The following is a 13,953-nucleotide window of genomic DNA, read 5'->3' on the forward strand; positions in this document are numbered from 1 at the left end:
CCTCCTGTCAGCAGCTTATGTGTCCTTTATGTCCATGGAACGTCTGTCGGGGCAGCCGGTCAACCGGGAGGAGTGCGGCTCTCCGCAGCCGCGACAGGCGGTCGCCGGCCGGGGGCGCCATCGACGCCGCTCGCCCCGCAGGCTCCTCACCCCGCACGAACTTCCGGCCAGTGCCCGGGCCACGGCTGAGCGGCCCGTGTGCCGGGAGGACGAGCTGGATCGCCGCTGCTCGAATGCAGCGACGTGGCCGTGATTCGCCTGTGCTCGTCTGGCTGCGAACCAAGCGGTGATCAGCGCAGCCGTGAGTGCAGCCGTCATCACCGCGATCCTTCGGCCGCCTCCGGTCGGGGAACCGGCCCGGAACAGGTCGCGGGCCCGGTCGAACGCACTCAGCGGGACTCCGGCCACGGCGTTGCGCGGCGGTCGCCGGGACACTGACGGATGGGGATGCGTGGGGGCGGTACGTCGCACGGTCTCCCACGTGGTGCCCAGTCGACGCAAGCGCGCGGGGTCATGATGGAGCGCTTCCTGCAGGCGTGGCAGGAGCAGATCCTCCTCGTCCTGGATGTCCTGCCGTATGAGGGCGAAGGCCCGGCCGACCAGCTCGACGTGGCGGGGGTCGGCCGGGCTGGTGCGCTCGATGCCGGCGACCAGGTTGTTGATCTCCTGGTGCTCCTGTTCGACCCCCGCGGTGAGTTCTTCGCCGTCGTCTGCCAGCCGCCGCAGGGCCGGCCACAGCACCGTCTCTTCGGCGAAGGCGTGGCTGAAGGTGAGCTGGATGATGTGCTGCAGAGTCTGCTGCCGCTCCTGTGTCGGTTGGCTGCCTTCTGCGTAAAGGTTCATGAGGCGGTCGAGCTCGGCGTGGTCACGGCGCTGCCGGGCCAGGACGCTTGCCTCGCCGCCGAGCTGCTCGATGCTCTGCTCTGTGATGGAGGGCGACATCGCTTTCTCCTAGGGGGTCGCGGTCCTCGATGCGAGGGGCACGACGCCGGCGGCGTCCGGTGACCAAGGACTCGATCCCCCAGGAAGGTGACGATCGACAGCGATGCCGCTCCTCGGTCACGGCCAGCCCCGACCGTTCAACGACCTGACGTCAGCGTTGTGGACGACGAGTCAGCAGGAGCCCCAGCGCGATCATGACGGCGCCGAGCACGAGATGGAGCCAGTTGTCAGCGGTGTTGAGCGGAACGAAGTTGGCGGCGCTGTCGTGGTCGATGATCAATCCATAGATCCACAACACCAGGTAGACGAGCCCTCCACCGATGAGGAACGTGCGTGCGGTGACGGCTGCGCGGGCCATGAGCAGGCCGGCGATGCCGAACAGCAAGTGCACGATGTTGTGAAGGATCGACACCTGGAAAAGCCCCAGCAGCTTCGCTTCCGAGTCGTGCGCGAACTTCATGGTGTCGTAATCGGTGGTGACACCAGGGATGAAGCCCAGGACGCCCACGAGGAGGAACACCGCTCCGGCGAGCATCGCGGCCTGCTGCGCGGGTGACCTGGTCATAGGTGTGTGGTGTGTGGCGGCCATGGCGTGCCCCTTGAGATGCTCGGCCTCTGACGACCCGCGGGTACCCGTGTCGCGTTTGCTCAAGCCCCAAGAGCCCGCACGAACAGACCCGGGCGGGCTCCCGGGCAGGTCAGGAGGGGGACAGCGGACCTCGAAGGGTTGACACGCCGGTAACATACGCGCAAAATCGCGGCACCGCACGACATTGTCGAACGGTGTTCGGGGTTGATCTCCCTCAAGGGAGTCCGCCCTTGGTCCCGGCGAGCGGACGCGATCAGCGCCGTCCCCGGGGGCAGCCAGACACCGCCGTCGACCACTGCAGCCACGACTTGTGGTTCCCGCTCCCGTTCGCCACAGAAGGACATCCCGTGCCGAGACTGCGCCCGATCCTTGCCGCCGCCGCTCTCGCGGTCACCGCTACCCTCGCCCCCCTTCCGTCCGCCGTCGCCGACACCACCGATGTCTCCCCGCCCGGCGCCAACGACTGGTCGTGCAGGCCCAGCGCCGAGCATCCCGACCCGGTCGTGCTCGTGCACGGAACGTTCGAGAACATGGCCAAGAACTGGCCCACGCTCAGCCCGAAGCTCAAGAGCGAGGGATACTGCGTCTTCGCGCTGAATTACGGTGGCAACGCCATGGGGCCCATCGCCGAGTCGGCGCAGGAGCTCGACTCGTTCGTCGGCGCGGTGCTCGGGGCCACCGGTGCGCGCAAGGTCGACCTCGTCGGGCACAGCCAGGGCGGGATGATGCCCCGCTACTACATCAAGAACCTCGGCGGTGCGACGAAGGTCGACGATCTGGTCGGCATCGTTCCCTCCAACCACGGCACAGAGGGCGTCATCCCCCTGCCTGCCGGGTCCGAGACCAGCGCCTGTCCGGCATGCGACGAGCAGCAGGCCGGGTCGCAGTTCCTGACCGACCTGAACGCCAAGGACGAGACGCCCGCCGGCCCCGACTACACCGTCGTCACCACCAGGTACGACGAGGTTGTCACGCCGTACACCAGTGCCTTCCTGGACGGATCCGCCCGCGAGGTCACCAATGTGACCCTCCAGGACGCGTGCCCGCTGAACACCATCGAGCACGACCAGGCACCCAACGACCCGGTGGTCCACCAGTGGGTCCTGCACGCGCTGGAGCACACCGGTCCGGCCGACCCGGCCTTCCTGCCCTCCTGCGTCGCCTGACGCTCAGGCCGCCTGCCGTACGCGGTGGTCCCGAAGTATTTCCTGCACGCGTATTGCCATGTTCCGGATACCCGGCAGTAACCTTTCGGCACCCCCGTACGGCACCGGTGCCTCATCCCTGCGGCTTCTGCGGACTCCTGTTCTGCCGACCGCTCCTGGTCTTTCCGTGACCCGGGAACGACACGCTCTGGACAGTTTCCCCAGCGCCCCCGCGCGCTGTCCCGCTTGCCCGGAACTCCGTGAGGTGACCGTGAGAAAGCACATGATCGTGATCGCTCTGACCGCCGTGCTGCTGGCCCCGGGGTTCGGGACTCCGGCAGGCGCAGTCGGCACGTCGACGTTCAACTCCTCCAGCCATCCCATCCTGTTCGTCCACGGCTACAACGGCAGCGGTGCGAACTGGGACACCATGGTGAGCCGGTTCAAGAACGACGGCTGGCCCGCCGCGTACCTCGATCAGTGGAGCTACGACTCGCGGCAGTCCAACGCCACCACTGCCGAGCAACTCGCCGGTGCGGTCGACCGGTTGCTCGCCGCCACGGGCGCCTCGCAGGTCGATGTCGTCACCCACTCCATGGGCGGGCTCTCCTCGCGCCACTACCTCAAGAACCTCGGCGGCGATGCGAGGACCGAGGCATGGGTGTCGCTCGGCGGACCCAACCACGGCACCGACGCGGCCAATGGTTGCCTCGACCCCTCGTGTGCGGAGATGCGCATCGGATCGAACTTCCTGACCGCCCTCAACTCCGGTGACGAGACGCCAGGAGCCCCGCGGTACGCGACCTGGTGGTCACCCTGCGACACGGTCATCAACCCCGACAGCAGCGTCGCCCTCACGGGCGCCGGCAACACGCGGACCGCGTGCCTGGGCCACAACGCACTGCTCACCGACGCCACCGTCTACGCCCAGGTCCGCAGCATGATCAACAGTTGAGCCGTCTTCGCCTCCCGAGCAACCGGTCGCCGTGGGCACGGGCCCGGCGTCCGGCCTCGGCCGCGCTGCCCGCACGGCGGCGCCGAAGCATCCTGGAAGCATGGTGCGAGCCAATGAGGAGGTCCAAGCGCTCCTCCAGGAGTACGCCGACCTCATCGCCATCACCGGAGGCGACGCCTTCAAGGCGCGCGCGTACGAGAAGGCCGCGCGTGCGGTCGGCGGTTACCACGCGGACGTGTCCCGGCTGGACGCCGGGCAGCTGCGGGAGATTCCCAACGTCGGCAGGTCCATCGCCGACAAGATCGTGGAATTCCTGCATTCCGGCCATGTCTCCGCCATCGAGGAGCGCCGGGAGGCCATCCCGGCCGGCGTCCGCGAGCTGATCACCATCCCCATGCTCGGCCCCAAGAAGGCCTTGGTGCTCTACGAGGAACTGGGCATCTCCTCCGTTGACCAGTTGCTCGACGCCATCCACGAGGAGCGGTTGCGCGACCTGAAGGGCTTCGGCGAGAAGACCGAGGAGAACATCCTCCACGGCATCTCCTTGATGCAGAAGGCCGGCGACCGCATCCTCCTCGACGCGGCCATGGACACCGCCGAACAGATCGTCGCCGAGCTGTCCCGCATCACCGGCTGCGGACGATGCTGCTACGCCGGGTCACTGCGCCGCATGTGCGAGACCATCGGCGACATCGACATCCTGGTAGCGGCGCAACAGCCCCGCCCCTTCATGAACGCGGTCGCCGGCCTTCCGTACACCGCCGAGGTCATCGCCCGGGGCGAGAAGAAGACCAGCATCCGCACCACCAAGGGACTCCAGATCGACGTCCGGGTCCTGCCACCGGAGTCCTGGGGAGCCGGACTCCAGTACTTCACGGGGTCGAAGGCCCACAACATCCGCACCCGCGAGATCGCCGTGCGCCACAAGCTCAAGCTCTCCGAGTACGGACTGTTCCGCGTCAAGAGCGGCAAGAAGATCACCTCGGAGACGGAGGAGGAGATCTACGCCCGCCTGGGCCTGCCGTGGATTCCACCGACCCTGCGCGAGGACCGCGGCGAGATCGCCGCCGGGCTGCGCGGCGAACTCCCCGACCTGCTCGACGAGGCGGACATCCGGGGCGATCTGCACACACATACCGATCTCACGGATGGTCTCGCCCCACTGGAGGACATGGTCGCCGCGGCGGCCGAACGCGGCTACGCCTACTACGCGATCACCGACCACGCCCCCGACCTCGCGATGCAGCGCATGACGAAGGAGAAGATCCTCGCCCAGCGCGAGCGTGTACGGGAACTGGACCGCCGGCACAACGGCATGCGCCTGCTGCACGGCACGGAACTCAACATCGGCCCGGAGGGCGAGGTCGACTGGCCCCGCGACTTCCTGGAGACCTTCGACCTGTGCGTGGCCTCGGTCCACTCCCACTTCAACCAGAGCCGGCAGGACCTCACCCGCCGTCTCGTACGCGCCTGTGAGAATCCCTGCGTCGCCGTCATCGGTCATCCCACCACGCGGCTGCTCGGCAAACGCCCCGGCATCGACGCCGACTTCGACGCGGTCTTCGAAGCCTGCGCGCGCACGGCCACCGCCCTGGAGATCAACGCGCATCCGAACCGGCTCGACCTGTGCGACGAGGACATCCTGCGAGCGAAGCGGTACGGCGTGAAGTTCGCGGTCAACTCGGACGCCCACGCCACCACGCACCTGCCGTACATGCGCTACGGAGTCGGCACGGCGCAGCGTGGCTGGCTCACCACGGACGATGTCATCAACACCTGGCCGCTGACGAAACTGCGCCGCTTCCTGCGGCACTGATGCCGTGGGCGGTGTGGAGTGCCAGGGGCTGCCGTACTGCCGTGTCCACCGTTCGGGTGCGGCACCGGCGACCCGGCAGAGGCCGGGAGGCGAGCGGACGGCATCGCGCGGCGAGCTGCCCTCGCCCTCGGCGGCGACGGGCCGTCCGGTGCGGTGCACCCGACGGCCCGTGACCCCCGTGCTTCAGCGCGACAGCGCCCAGCGGCCACCCTTGGCCGCAGCGAGCAGTTCGGGCACCGTGGCCAGCTTGACCCTCGGCCGGCCGGTCCGGCGGCCACGGGTCAGCTCGGCCCGTTCGATCGCGGCCAGGCCGCGGGCGTCGACGACCTGGCGGTTGCGGCGGCGGGCGAGGCGGTGGAACGCCTTCGGCGGGGCCGTCGGCGTGGGCAGCGAGCCCGCGACGGCATCGGCGAGGAGCGTGCCGATCGTCTCGGCGGCGCACGTGCGGTTGGCGCCGATGCCCCCCGAGGGCCCGCGCTTGATCCAGCCCACGACGTACGTCCCCGGCCGGCCGGTCACTCGGCCCGCCTCGTGCGGGACGGTGCCCGTGACCTCGTCGAACGGCAGCCCGGCGACCGGCACACCGCGGTAGCCGACCGCCCGCAGCAGCATGCCGGCCACAACCTCCTGATCGCCGGAGTCCGTTGTGACACGCACGGCACGGACCCTCTCCTCGCCGAGCACCTCCGCCGCCGCGGAATGGAACCGGAAGACGATGCGCCGCCCCGGCGCGGGCGGAAGCGAGAAGTCGACACGGTCGCGGGTGACGCCCTGGAGCACCGCTGCCTTGTCCCTGGGCGCGGCCGCGTCGATCGACGCACCGGTCCGTGGATCGTGGTCGTCCACGACCAGCTCCACACCGTCCAGGTGCCTGAGCGCGAGCAGTTCGGACCTCGTGTACGCCGCGTCCTGCGGACCGCGGCGTCCGAGCAGCACCACCTCGCGCACCGAGGCGGCGCGCAGGGCCGTCAGCGCGTGGTCCGCGATGTCGGTGCCTGCCAGCATGTCCGGGTCCGCGACCAGGATGCGGGCGACGTCGAGGGCGACATTGCCGTTGCCGACCACGACCACGCGCTCGGCGGACAGGTCGATCGCGTCGGGCGCGACCTCCGGGTGGGCGTTGTACCAGGCGACGAACGCCGTCGCGGAGATGCAGCCGGGCAGTTCCTCGCCGGGGATACCCAGCCGGCGGTCGGTGGAGGCGCCCACGGCGTAGACGACCGCGTCGTGGTGCGCCGCGAGCTCCTCCGCGGTGATGTCCCGGCCGACTTCCAGGCCCAGGTGCATCCGCACGCGGGGGTGCGAGTGGAACCGCCCGAAGGTGTCGCCGACCTTCTTGGTGGCGGGATGGTCCGGCGCCACCCCGTACCGGACGAGGCCGCCGGCCACCGGGAGCCGGTCCACGAGCGTGACCTCGGCGTTGGTGTGCAGCAGCAGGTCCTCGGCGGCGTACATGCCGGCCGGGCCCGTGCCGACGACCGCGACCCGGATCGGCGCGAAGTCGGACGGCAGGCTGCGGTCGAAGGCGGGCTCGCCCCAGGAGTGGAAGTTCGGGCCGTCGTCGGCCGGTTGGGGCTCCTGGCCCTCGAAGTACTCCGCGTTGATCCGGGCGTACTCCTTCTGCGCGGTGGACAGGCTGTCCACCGGGAAGATCGCGTCCACCGGACAGGCGTCGGCGCACGCGCCGCAGTCGATGCACGACTTCGGGTCGATGTACAGCATCTCCGTGCTGCCGAAGGCGCGTTCCTGCGGCGTCGGGTGAATGCAGTTGACCGGGCACACGGCGACGCAGGTGGCGTCGCTGCAACAGGTCTGGGTGATGGCGAAGGTCATGTCGTCAGCTCGGTTCGGCTCGGATTCGGCTCTGTCGGGCTCAGCTCGGTCCGGCGCGGTCAGATCAGGTTCGCGCGCTTGTAGAACATCTGGGCCGGCTTGGTGAGCAGTCGGGCCGAGGCCAGGAACTCCATGAGGCCCGCGCAGCTCGAGCGCATCAGGGACTTATGGTGCTCGTTGGCCTTCGCCTCGCCGACGGCGCGCTTCCTGTCGAGTCCGGCGTTGGTGTAGACGTCCTTGTTCACCATGCTGGTGACGATGACGTAGGACGCGACCGCGATGACGAAGGCGTGGATCTGGCGGCGCAGCCACCCGGCCTTCTCCAGGTGCCTGCGCGTCTCGTCGCGGGCGAACTTCATGTGCCGCGACTCCTCGACGACATGGATGTTGTTGATGGTGCGGACGAACGGCACGACCCGCTCGTCGCGCATCCAGTCGCGCTGCATCACGTCGAGGACCTCCTCGGCCACGAGGATCGCGGCGTACGCGGCCTCCCCGAACGCAACTGTCTTGAAGACCCTGCCCAGTTCGACCGCGATCCGGTGCGGGCGGTACGCCGGTGCGCCGAGCTTCTTCGCGCCGCGGGCGAACATGATCGAGTGCCGGCACTCGTCGGCGATCTCGGTCAGGGCCCACTGGAAGCCGGCCTGGGTCGGGTCCTTGGCGTAGATGTCGCGGAGCACCATCTGCTGCAGGATCATCTCGAACCAGATGCCGGTGCTGGCGACCGACGCGGCCTCCTGCCGCGTCAGCTCCTTGCGCTGCGCATCGGTCATCTCCCGCCAGTACGCCGTGCCGTACAGCGTGCTCCACTCCGGGCTCGCACCGTGGAAGTCCTTGTCAAGCGGCGTCTCCCAGTCCACCTCCGTGACCGGGTCGTACGACAGCGTCGCGGCCGAGTCGAGCAGGCGCCGGGCGACGTCGTGGTCGCGGTCCTCGTCGGGGGCCCCGTCCTGGATCTCCGGCCGAACGGTGCTGCTTGCCATGGTGCGGCTCCTCGTTGCGGTGGGTGGTGTTCCTTGTTCGCTGGTGCGGGATGTGCGGGATGTGCGGGTTGTGCGGGGGTGCGTCGGGGCGACGGGAGGGCTGTGGGGCCGTCAGTCGCGCTCGTGCCCGCGCGGTGACCGGCGGCTCGCGAGATCCCGTCGCCGCCGCTTGTTAGACGGACCGTATAGTAAGAGTGCCGCTCGGGCCTACCCCCGAGTACAAAATCGTCAACGGCGGCCCGGCAGGGGTGTGCTGAGGAGTGGCGCCTCACCAGGACGTCCCGCTTCACGCACGGGAAACCGACCGGCACCGGCGCTGGACCTGCGACATGTACGGCACGCGAACAAGACCCGCGACTGCCGAGCCGCACACCGCACGGAGCCGCGGCCGACCCGACCGCCCGCGGTCAGCCGGCCCGTCAGCTCACAGCGTCTCGCTCAGCGAGTCCGCCGGCCTGCGACGGGCCGTTCGGGTCGCGGGGACCGAGGCCGCCGCCACCGCGCCGAGCACCGCCGCGGCGATCAGCGCCAACAGCACCGGCAGCGGCGGCAGTTGCGCAATGCCCGCGCCCATGCCGCCGGCGCCGCCCTGGGCGTCCACCAGACGGCGGCCCGCCACGGCGCCCACGGTTGTCCCGAGAACGGCGGACAGCAGCGCGGTCAGACCGGCCGCCGTCACGATCACCGCCCCGATCTGCCGGGGCGTCAGGCCGATGGCCTTGAGGGCGAGCAGGTCGCGGCCCCGTTCGCGTACACCCGTACCGATCAGTGTCAGCAGCTCGATCAGGCCGATCAGCGCGAGGACCGCGATCAGCGCGGCGATCACCGCGCGCGCCGGTTCCAGACGGTCCGCCGGGTTGGGCGTCTCCCGGATCTCCAGCGCGCCGCCGCCCGCCTCGGCGAGCTCCGTGCTCACCGCGCGCGGATCGGCGCCGTCGCGCAGCACCAGCGCGTGGAATCCGGGCCGCAGGCCGGGATCGCGCTCGCGCAGGGTGTCGATCGTCGTCGAGACGATCCGGCCGCCGGACTCCGGTTCGATGCTGCGGCCGACGATGTGGAGGATCTGCGGCCGTCCCTCGACCGTCATCCGCACCCAGTCGCCCACCCGTACGCCGAGCAGGTCCAGCAGCCCCTGGCCGGCGACCGCCTCGTCGGGGCCGTCGGGTGCCCGGCCCTCCACCACGGCGGACGGGTACGGCTCCTGGGCGGTGCCGAGCCCGCGCAAGGTGATGGTGCCCGTCTGGCCCGGTACGAGGGCCGCCGTCTCCACGCCGGGATGGACCGCTGTCACGTCGTCGACACCGGCGAGGATGCGCTCCAGCTCCGCCTCCGTCGGACCGCCCGGCTGCTCGGCCCGTACGGTCAGCGCGGCCGGCAGTCCCACCCGGTCCGGGTGGCTGCGGAACTGGTCCAGGGTCGACCAGGCGACCAGCGCCACGGTGATCAGCACCAGCGGCAGCGCGAGGCGGAGTACCGCCGCCACCGCGCCGCCCCGGCGTGCGAAGGCGGCGCGCGTGCCGAGCACGAGGGCGGGCGGCACCCGCATGCCGAGCGCCCATCTGCCGAGCACGGTCATCGGCGCGGCGGTCGGCAGCGCCGCCCGGGCCACGGGGACCGGGGGCACGCGTCCGGCACGCCAGGCCGCGAGGCCCGTGGCGACCGCGATGAGCAGCACCGCGCCGCACGGCAGGCCGATCAACAGGGCCGTGTGACCGGGCAGGTCCTGCCACAGGGCGACCGCGTCACCGATCCGGCCCGGTATCCGCGACCCCAGCAGGGCGATCGCGAGCGTGCCGAGCGCCGCGCCCAGGAGCGCGAAGGCCAGGTGCTGCACGAGGAAGCCGCGGACCACCTGGCCGGGTGTGAACCCGACGGCCTTGAGCACCGCGATGTCCCGGAGCTGGCCGCGCACCCGTGCGCCGATCGCCCCCGAAGCGGCCAGAGCGGCGGCCAGCAGCGCGCCCGTCCCGAACACGGCGAACAGCTGCCCCAGCAGCCGGTCGTCGCCGCCCGCCTCGGCCCGCGCCTGCTGCCACTTGGTGACCCGGGCGACGCGGTCGGCGCCGAGGAGCGTCACCGCGCGCTGGACGGTGAAGTCGGTGTCGTCCGGGTCGTCCAGCCGCAGGCCCACGGTCTGCCCGCCGCTGCCGGGGTCGACCTTGTCGAGCGTGCCGGGCAGCACCCAGCCGATGCCCGGCTCGCCCCCCGGCCGGTAGCGCGGCTCCGCGGCCTCCGCGATGCCCGCGACGCGCAGCGTGCTCGCCGAACCCTCCGGCCCGGCGACCCGCAGCGTGTCGCCCGGCTCCGCCCACAGGGCCCGGGCGACCGACGTCTCCAGCACGACCGCGGCCGCGCCGCCGTCGCCGGACGGCGGGAGCCAGCTGCCCGAGGTGACCAGCGGCCGGGCGGTCTCCGGGGGCCGGGCGCCGGTCGCGCGCAGTTCGAGGCCCGCCCGTGCCCCGCGCGACTCGACCGTGGTCGTCGCGGTGCGGTACGGGCCGGAGAGTGCGGCCACGCCGTCGAGCCGGGACAGGCCGGTGGTGTCGGTTCCGGCGCGCGTGTGCAGCCAGATGTGAGCGCCCTGGGACTGGTTGAAGACCCGCTGCCAGGGGTTGGCCGCGTAGCCGAACAGCGCGCCGGCCAGGAGCAGAGAGGCGATGATCCCTGCACTGGCGAGGACGACGAACAGGGCTTCGCCGCGGTGTGCCCGGAAGTCGGCGTGCGCCCAGCGCAGAGTGGCGCGCACCGTCAGTCCCCCAGCTCGAGCACGCCGGAGACGCCGCCGCCCGGGGCGCGGTGCCCGGTGCCGAGCACCGCGTCGTCGGCGATGCGTCCGTCGAAGAAGCTGATGACGCGGTCGGCGGCGCTCGCCATCCGGGCGTCGTGGGTGACCATGAGGATCGTCTGACCGCGCTGGTGGAAGCGGGAGAGCAGCCGCAGCACCTCACGGGTGCCCTTGCTGTCGAGGCTGCCTGCGGGCTCGTCGGCCAGCAGCAGCGCGGGGTGGTTGACGAGTGCCCGGGCGAGCGCGACGCGCTGCTGCTCACCGCCGGACAGTTCGCCCGGCATCGACTTCTCCCGGCCTTCCAGCCCGAGCTCGGCGAGCAGTTCGGCACGGGAGGCGCGCGCCGACCGGGGCGACGCCCCGGCGAGCAGCGCGGGCAGTTCCACGTTGTCGGCGACGGTGAGGTTGGAGACGAGGTTGAAGAACTGGAAGACGATGCCGATGCTGCGGCGCCGCAGCACCGCCCAGCGGGCCTCCCGGTAGGCGTCGACCTGCTCGCCGCCGATCCACAGCCGCCCGCTGTCGGGCCGCTGGAGCCCGCCGATCAGGTGCAGCAGCGTCGACTTCCCGGCGCCCGAGGGACCCGTGACCGCGACGAATTCTCCGGGCCGCACGGTCAGGTCCACCCCGCGCACGGCGTGCACGGCGGCGCCCTCGCCGTAGTGGGTCTTGGTCAGACCCTCGGCGCGCACGATCGGTGTGCTCCCGGCTCCGGAGGGTGGCATGTCCGGGTGCGGCGAGGAGCCCGTGTCCGCGCCGGTGCGGACGCCCCGGGCCTCGGACGGCCGGACACCGCGGTCCCGGCCGCCGGACCCGGCCGCGCCGGGCTGCGCCCTGCGACCGCCGGACGGCGCGTCGTCGCTCATTCCAGCTCCTCCTGACAACGTTCCAGCCAGTCGAGGTCGGCCTGCAGATGCAGCATGGCGCCCTCGATCAGCAACTGGGAGATCCTGTTGTCCCGGTCCTCGGACGCGGCCAGCTTCGACAGCTCCCGCATGGTGTTGAGGTACTGCCGCCGCTGCCTGTTGATCAGGGCGATCGGGTCGGCGAGCCCCGACTCCGGCGCGAGCGCGAGCTTCATGAAGAACTCGTCCCGCACCCGCGGCTCGTCGGTGGTCTCCTCGAACCAGGCCAGCACGGCCTCGCGCCCGGCGTCGGTGAGCCGGTACGTCCGTTTGTTGGGCCGGCCCGACTGTTCGACGTCCTCGCCGTCGATCAGGCCGCTCTTCTCCAGCCTGCCGAGAGTGACGTAGATCTGGCCGACGTTCGGCTGAGGGTACGCGGCGCCCAGGAGCTTCTCAAGGTCCTGCTTGAGCTCGTAGCCGTGCGCGGGGCCCCGGGTGAGGAGTGCCAGGAGCGGCAGCCGCACGCGCTCCCCCTCTCTCCCGCTGCGTAGTCTGCTGTTGGCCGGGCAGTGGGACGTCCGGACCGCCCGCCCGCCCCGTCTGCCTGGGCCTCTAGTATCGCCCATGCCTAACGGGTATATATAGGCCACGATGGTCGGCGGCGCAGCCGGATCGTGCACCGGGAGGAACCTATGCGGTGGATGCGTGCCGCGGGTAGGGGACTCCTGGCCGCGGCGGTGGTTCTCGCGGGATACGCCGGATTCGACGCGCGCGGCGGGGGAGCGGAGCCCGCCGGCCGGGGGCCGATGACCCTGGTGACGGCCGGCGACCTGACCGGCTATCTCCCGCCGCTGCTCGAGGACTGGAACGAGGAGCACCCCGGCGAACGCGTGACGCTCGTCGAGCTGCCGGACTCGGCCGACGAGACCCGCGCGCAGATGATCAGCGAGCTGCGCTCGGGCAGCGACCGGTTCGACGTGCTCAACATCGACGTGGCCTGGACCTCGGAGTTCGCCGCGGCGGGGTGGATCTCGCCGCTGGAGCGCGACCGCTTCCCCCTGGACACCTTCCTGAGTCCCGTGGTGGACACCGCGACCTTCGACGGGCGGTTGTACGCCGTCCCGTACGTGACCAACGCCGGGCTGCTCTACTACCGCCGGGACGTCCTGGACCGTGCCGGCGTGAAGCCGCCCCGCACCTGGGCCGAGCTGGCCCGCCAGGCCCGCACCCTCGCCCCGCGCCACGGCCTCGGCGGCTACGCGGGTCAGTTCCTGCCGTACGAGGGCCTGACCGTCAACGTCACGGAGGCGGTGCACTCGGCGGGCGGCTCGATCCTGCGGGACGACGGCGAACGGGTCACAGTGGACTCGGACGCCGCGCGTGCCGCCTTCTCCTTCCTCGCGGACGGCGTGCGCGAGGGCTGGATTCCCCGTGACGCCCTCGGCTACAAGGAGGAGGAGTCGCGCCGGGCGTTCCAGGACGGCCGGCTGCTGTTCCTGCGCAACTGGCCGTATGTGTACACCGACGCGAGCGCGAAGGACTCCAATGTGGCCGGGCGGTTCGGCGCGGTGCCCCTGCCCGGTGCCGACGGCCCGGGCACCAGCGTGCTCGGCGGCTCCAACCTGGCGATCAGCAGCCATGCGCGCCATCCTGAGTCGGCCGCCGACCTGATCGCGTACCTCACCAGCGAGCGCGTCCAGCGGAAGGTCCTGACCGAGGGGTCGCTGCCGCCCGTGCGCGCCGCGCTGTACGAGGATCCGGCGCTGATCGCCGCGCATCCGTATCTGCCGACCCTGCGCCGCAGCGTGCTGTCGGCCGTGCCGCGCCCCAAGTCCGCGCGCTACGACCAGGTGAGCCTCGCCGTGCAGGCGGTGGCGCAGGACGTCATGGCGCTGCGCCAGACGCCCGAGCAGGCGGTCGCGCGACTGGCGCGCGAGCTCGGCGCCATTTCCCGCACCGGCTGAGCCCATCGTCACCTCCCCCAGGAGCCCTTACTTACATGTTAAGTAGAGGCTCCTCGCTATTTGAAGACCCCAGAGCGGGACATAACCCCCCAG

Annotated in this window: 11 protein-coding genes; 4 read left to right on the forward strand and 7 right to left on the reverse strand. The window is 71.1% G+C overall.

All coding sequences use genetic code 11. The annotated features are described in order from the left end of the window. Nucleotides 1-15: 15 nt before the first annotated feature. Nucleotides 16-942 (reverse strand): hemerythrin domain-containing protein, encoded by a 927-nt coding sequence (locus QFZ82_RS34765; RefSeq protein ID WP_307716908.1) that lies wholly within the window; start codon nt 940-942, stop codon nt 16-18. 151 nt (nt 943-1,093) lie between these two features. Then, nucleotides 1,094-1,531, reverse strand: a complete 438-nt coding sequence (locus tag QFZ82_RS34770) for a DUF4383 domain-containing protein (RefSeq protein WP_307716909.1) — start codon at nt 1,529-1,531, stop codon at nt 1,094-1,096. Nucleotides 1,532-1,878: 347 nt separating this feature from the next. Here QFZ82_RS34770 and QFZ82_RS34775 point away from each other — a divergent pair, with 347 nt between their 5' ends. The 3 genes from QFZ82_RS34775 to polX all read left to right on the forward strand — a co-directional run bounded on the left by QFZ82_RS34775 (nt 1,879) and on the right by polX (nt 5,447). Next, entirely contained in the window at nt 1,879-2,697 is an 819-nt protein-coding gene (locus tag QFZ82_RS34775; protein WP_307716910.1) for an alpha/beta fold hydrolase, read from the forward strand. Between the two features lie 250 nt (nt 2,698-2,947). After that, a complete protein-coding gene (locus QFZ82_RS34780; protein ID WP_307716911.1) occupies nt 2,948-3,631 on the forward strand; it encodes a triacylglycerol lipase in 684 nt (227 codons plus the stop codon). Between the two features lie 100 nt (nt 3,632-3,731). Next, entirely contained in the window at nt 3,732-5,447 is a 1,716-nt protein-coding gene (gene polX, locus QFZ82_RS34785) for a DNA polymerase/3'-5' exonuclease PolX (RefSeq protein ID WP_307716912.1), read from the forward strand. A 183-nt stretch (nt 5,448-5,630) separates the two neighbouring features. Here polX and QFZ82_RS34790 read toward each other — a convergent pair whose 3' ends face one another. The 5 genes from QFZ82_RS34790 to QFZ82_RS34810 form a co-directional block, all read right to left on the reverse strand. Continuing rightward, a complete protein-coding gene (locus QFZ82_RS34790; RefSeq protein WP_307716913.1) occupies nt 5,631-7,280 on the reverse strand; it encodes an FAD-dependent oxidoreductase in 1,650 nt (549 codons plus the stop codon). A gap of 59 nt (nt 7,281-7,339) precedes the next feature. After that, nucleotides 7,340-8,266 (reverse strand): diiron oxygenase, encoded by a 927-nt coding sequence (locus QFZ82_RS34795; protein ID WP_307716914.1) that lies wholly within the window; start codon nt 8,264-8,266, stop codon nt 7,340-7,342. Between the two features lie 424 nt (nt 8,267-8,690). After that, complete coding sequence (locus QFZ82_RS34800) at nt 8,691-11,012, reverse strand: FtsX-like permease family protein (RefSeq protein WP_307716915.1); 2,322 nt, start codon at nt 11,010-11,012, stop codon at nt 8,691-8,693. A gap of 2 nt (nt 11,013-11,014) precedes the next feature. Continuing rightward, the gene (locus QFZ82_RS34805; protein ID WP_307717932.1) at nt 11,015-11,776 is read right to left on the reverse strand and encodes an ABC transporter ATP-binding protein; all 762 of its coding nucleotides are present in this window, start codon (nt 11,774-11,776) and stop codon (nt 11,015-11,017) included. Nucleotides 11,777-11,913: 137 nt separating this feature from the next. After that, nucleotides 11,914-12,420: a PadR family transcriptional regulator gene (locus QFZ82_RS34810; protein WP_307716916.1), complete on the reverse strand. Its 507-nt coding sequence runs from the start codon at nt 12,418-12,420 to the stop codon at nt 11,914-11,916. 168 nt (nt 12,421-12,588) lie between these two features. On the opposite strand from QFZ82_RS34810, the gene QFZ82_RS34815 reads away from it, so the two are divergent. Then, a complete protein-coding gene (locus QFZ82_RS34815) occupies nt 12,589-13,860 on the forward strand; it encodes an ABC transporter substrate-binding protein (RefSeq protein WP_307716917.1) in 1,272 nt (423 codons plus the stop codon). The last annotated feature ends 93 nt before the right edge of the window (nt 13,861-13,953 follow it).

This window comes from Streptomyces sp. V4I23, from assembly GCF_030817975.1.
In the GTDB taxonomy this organism is placed as follows: domain Bacteria; phylum Actinomycetota; class Actinomycetes; order Streptomycetales; family Streptomycetaceae; genus Streptomyces.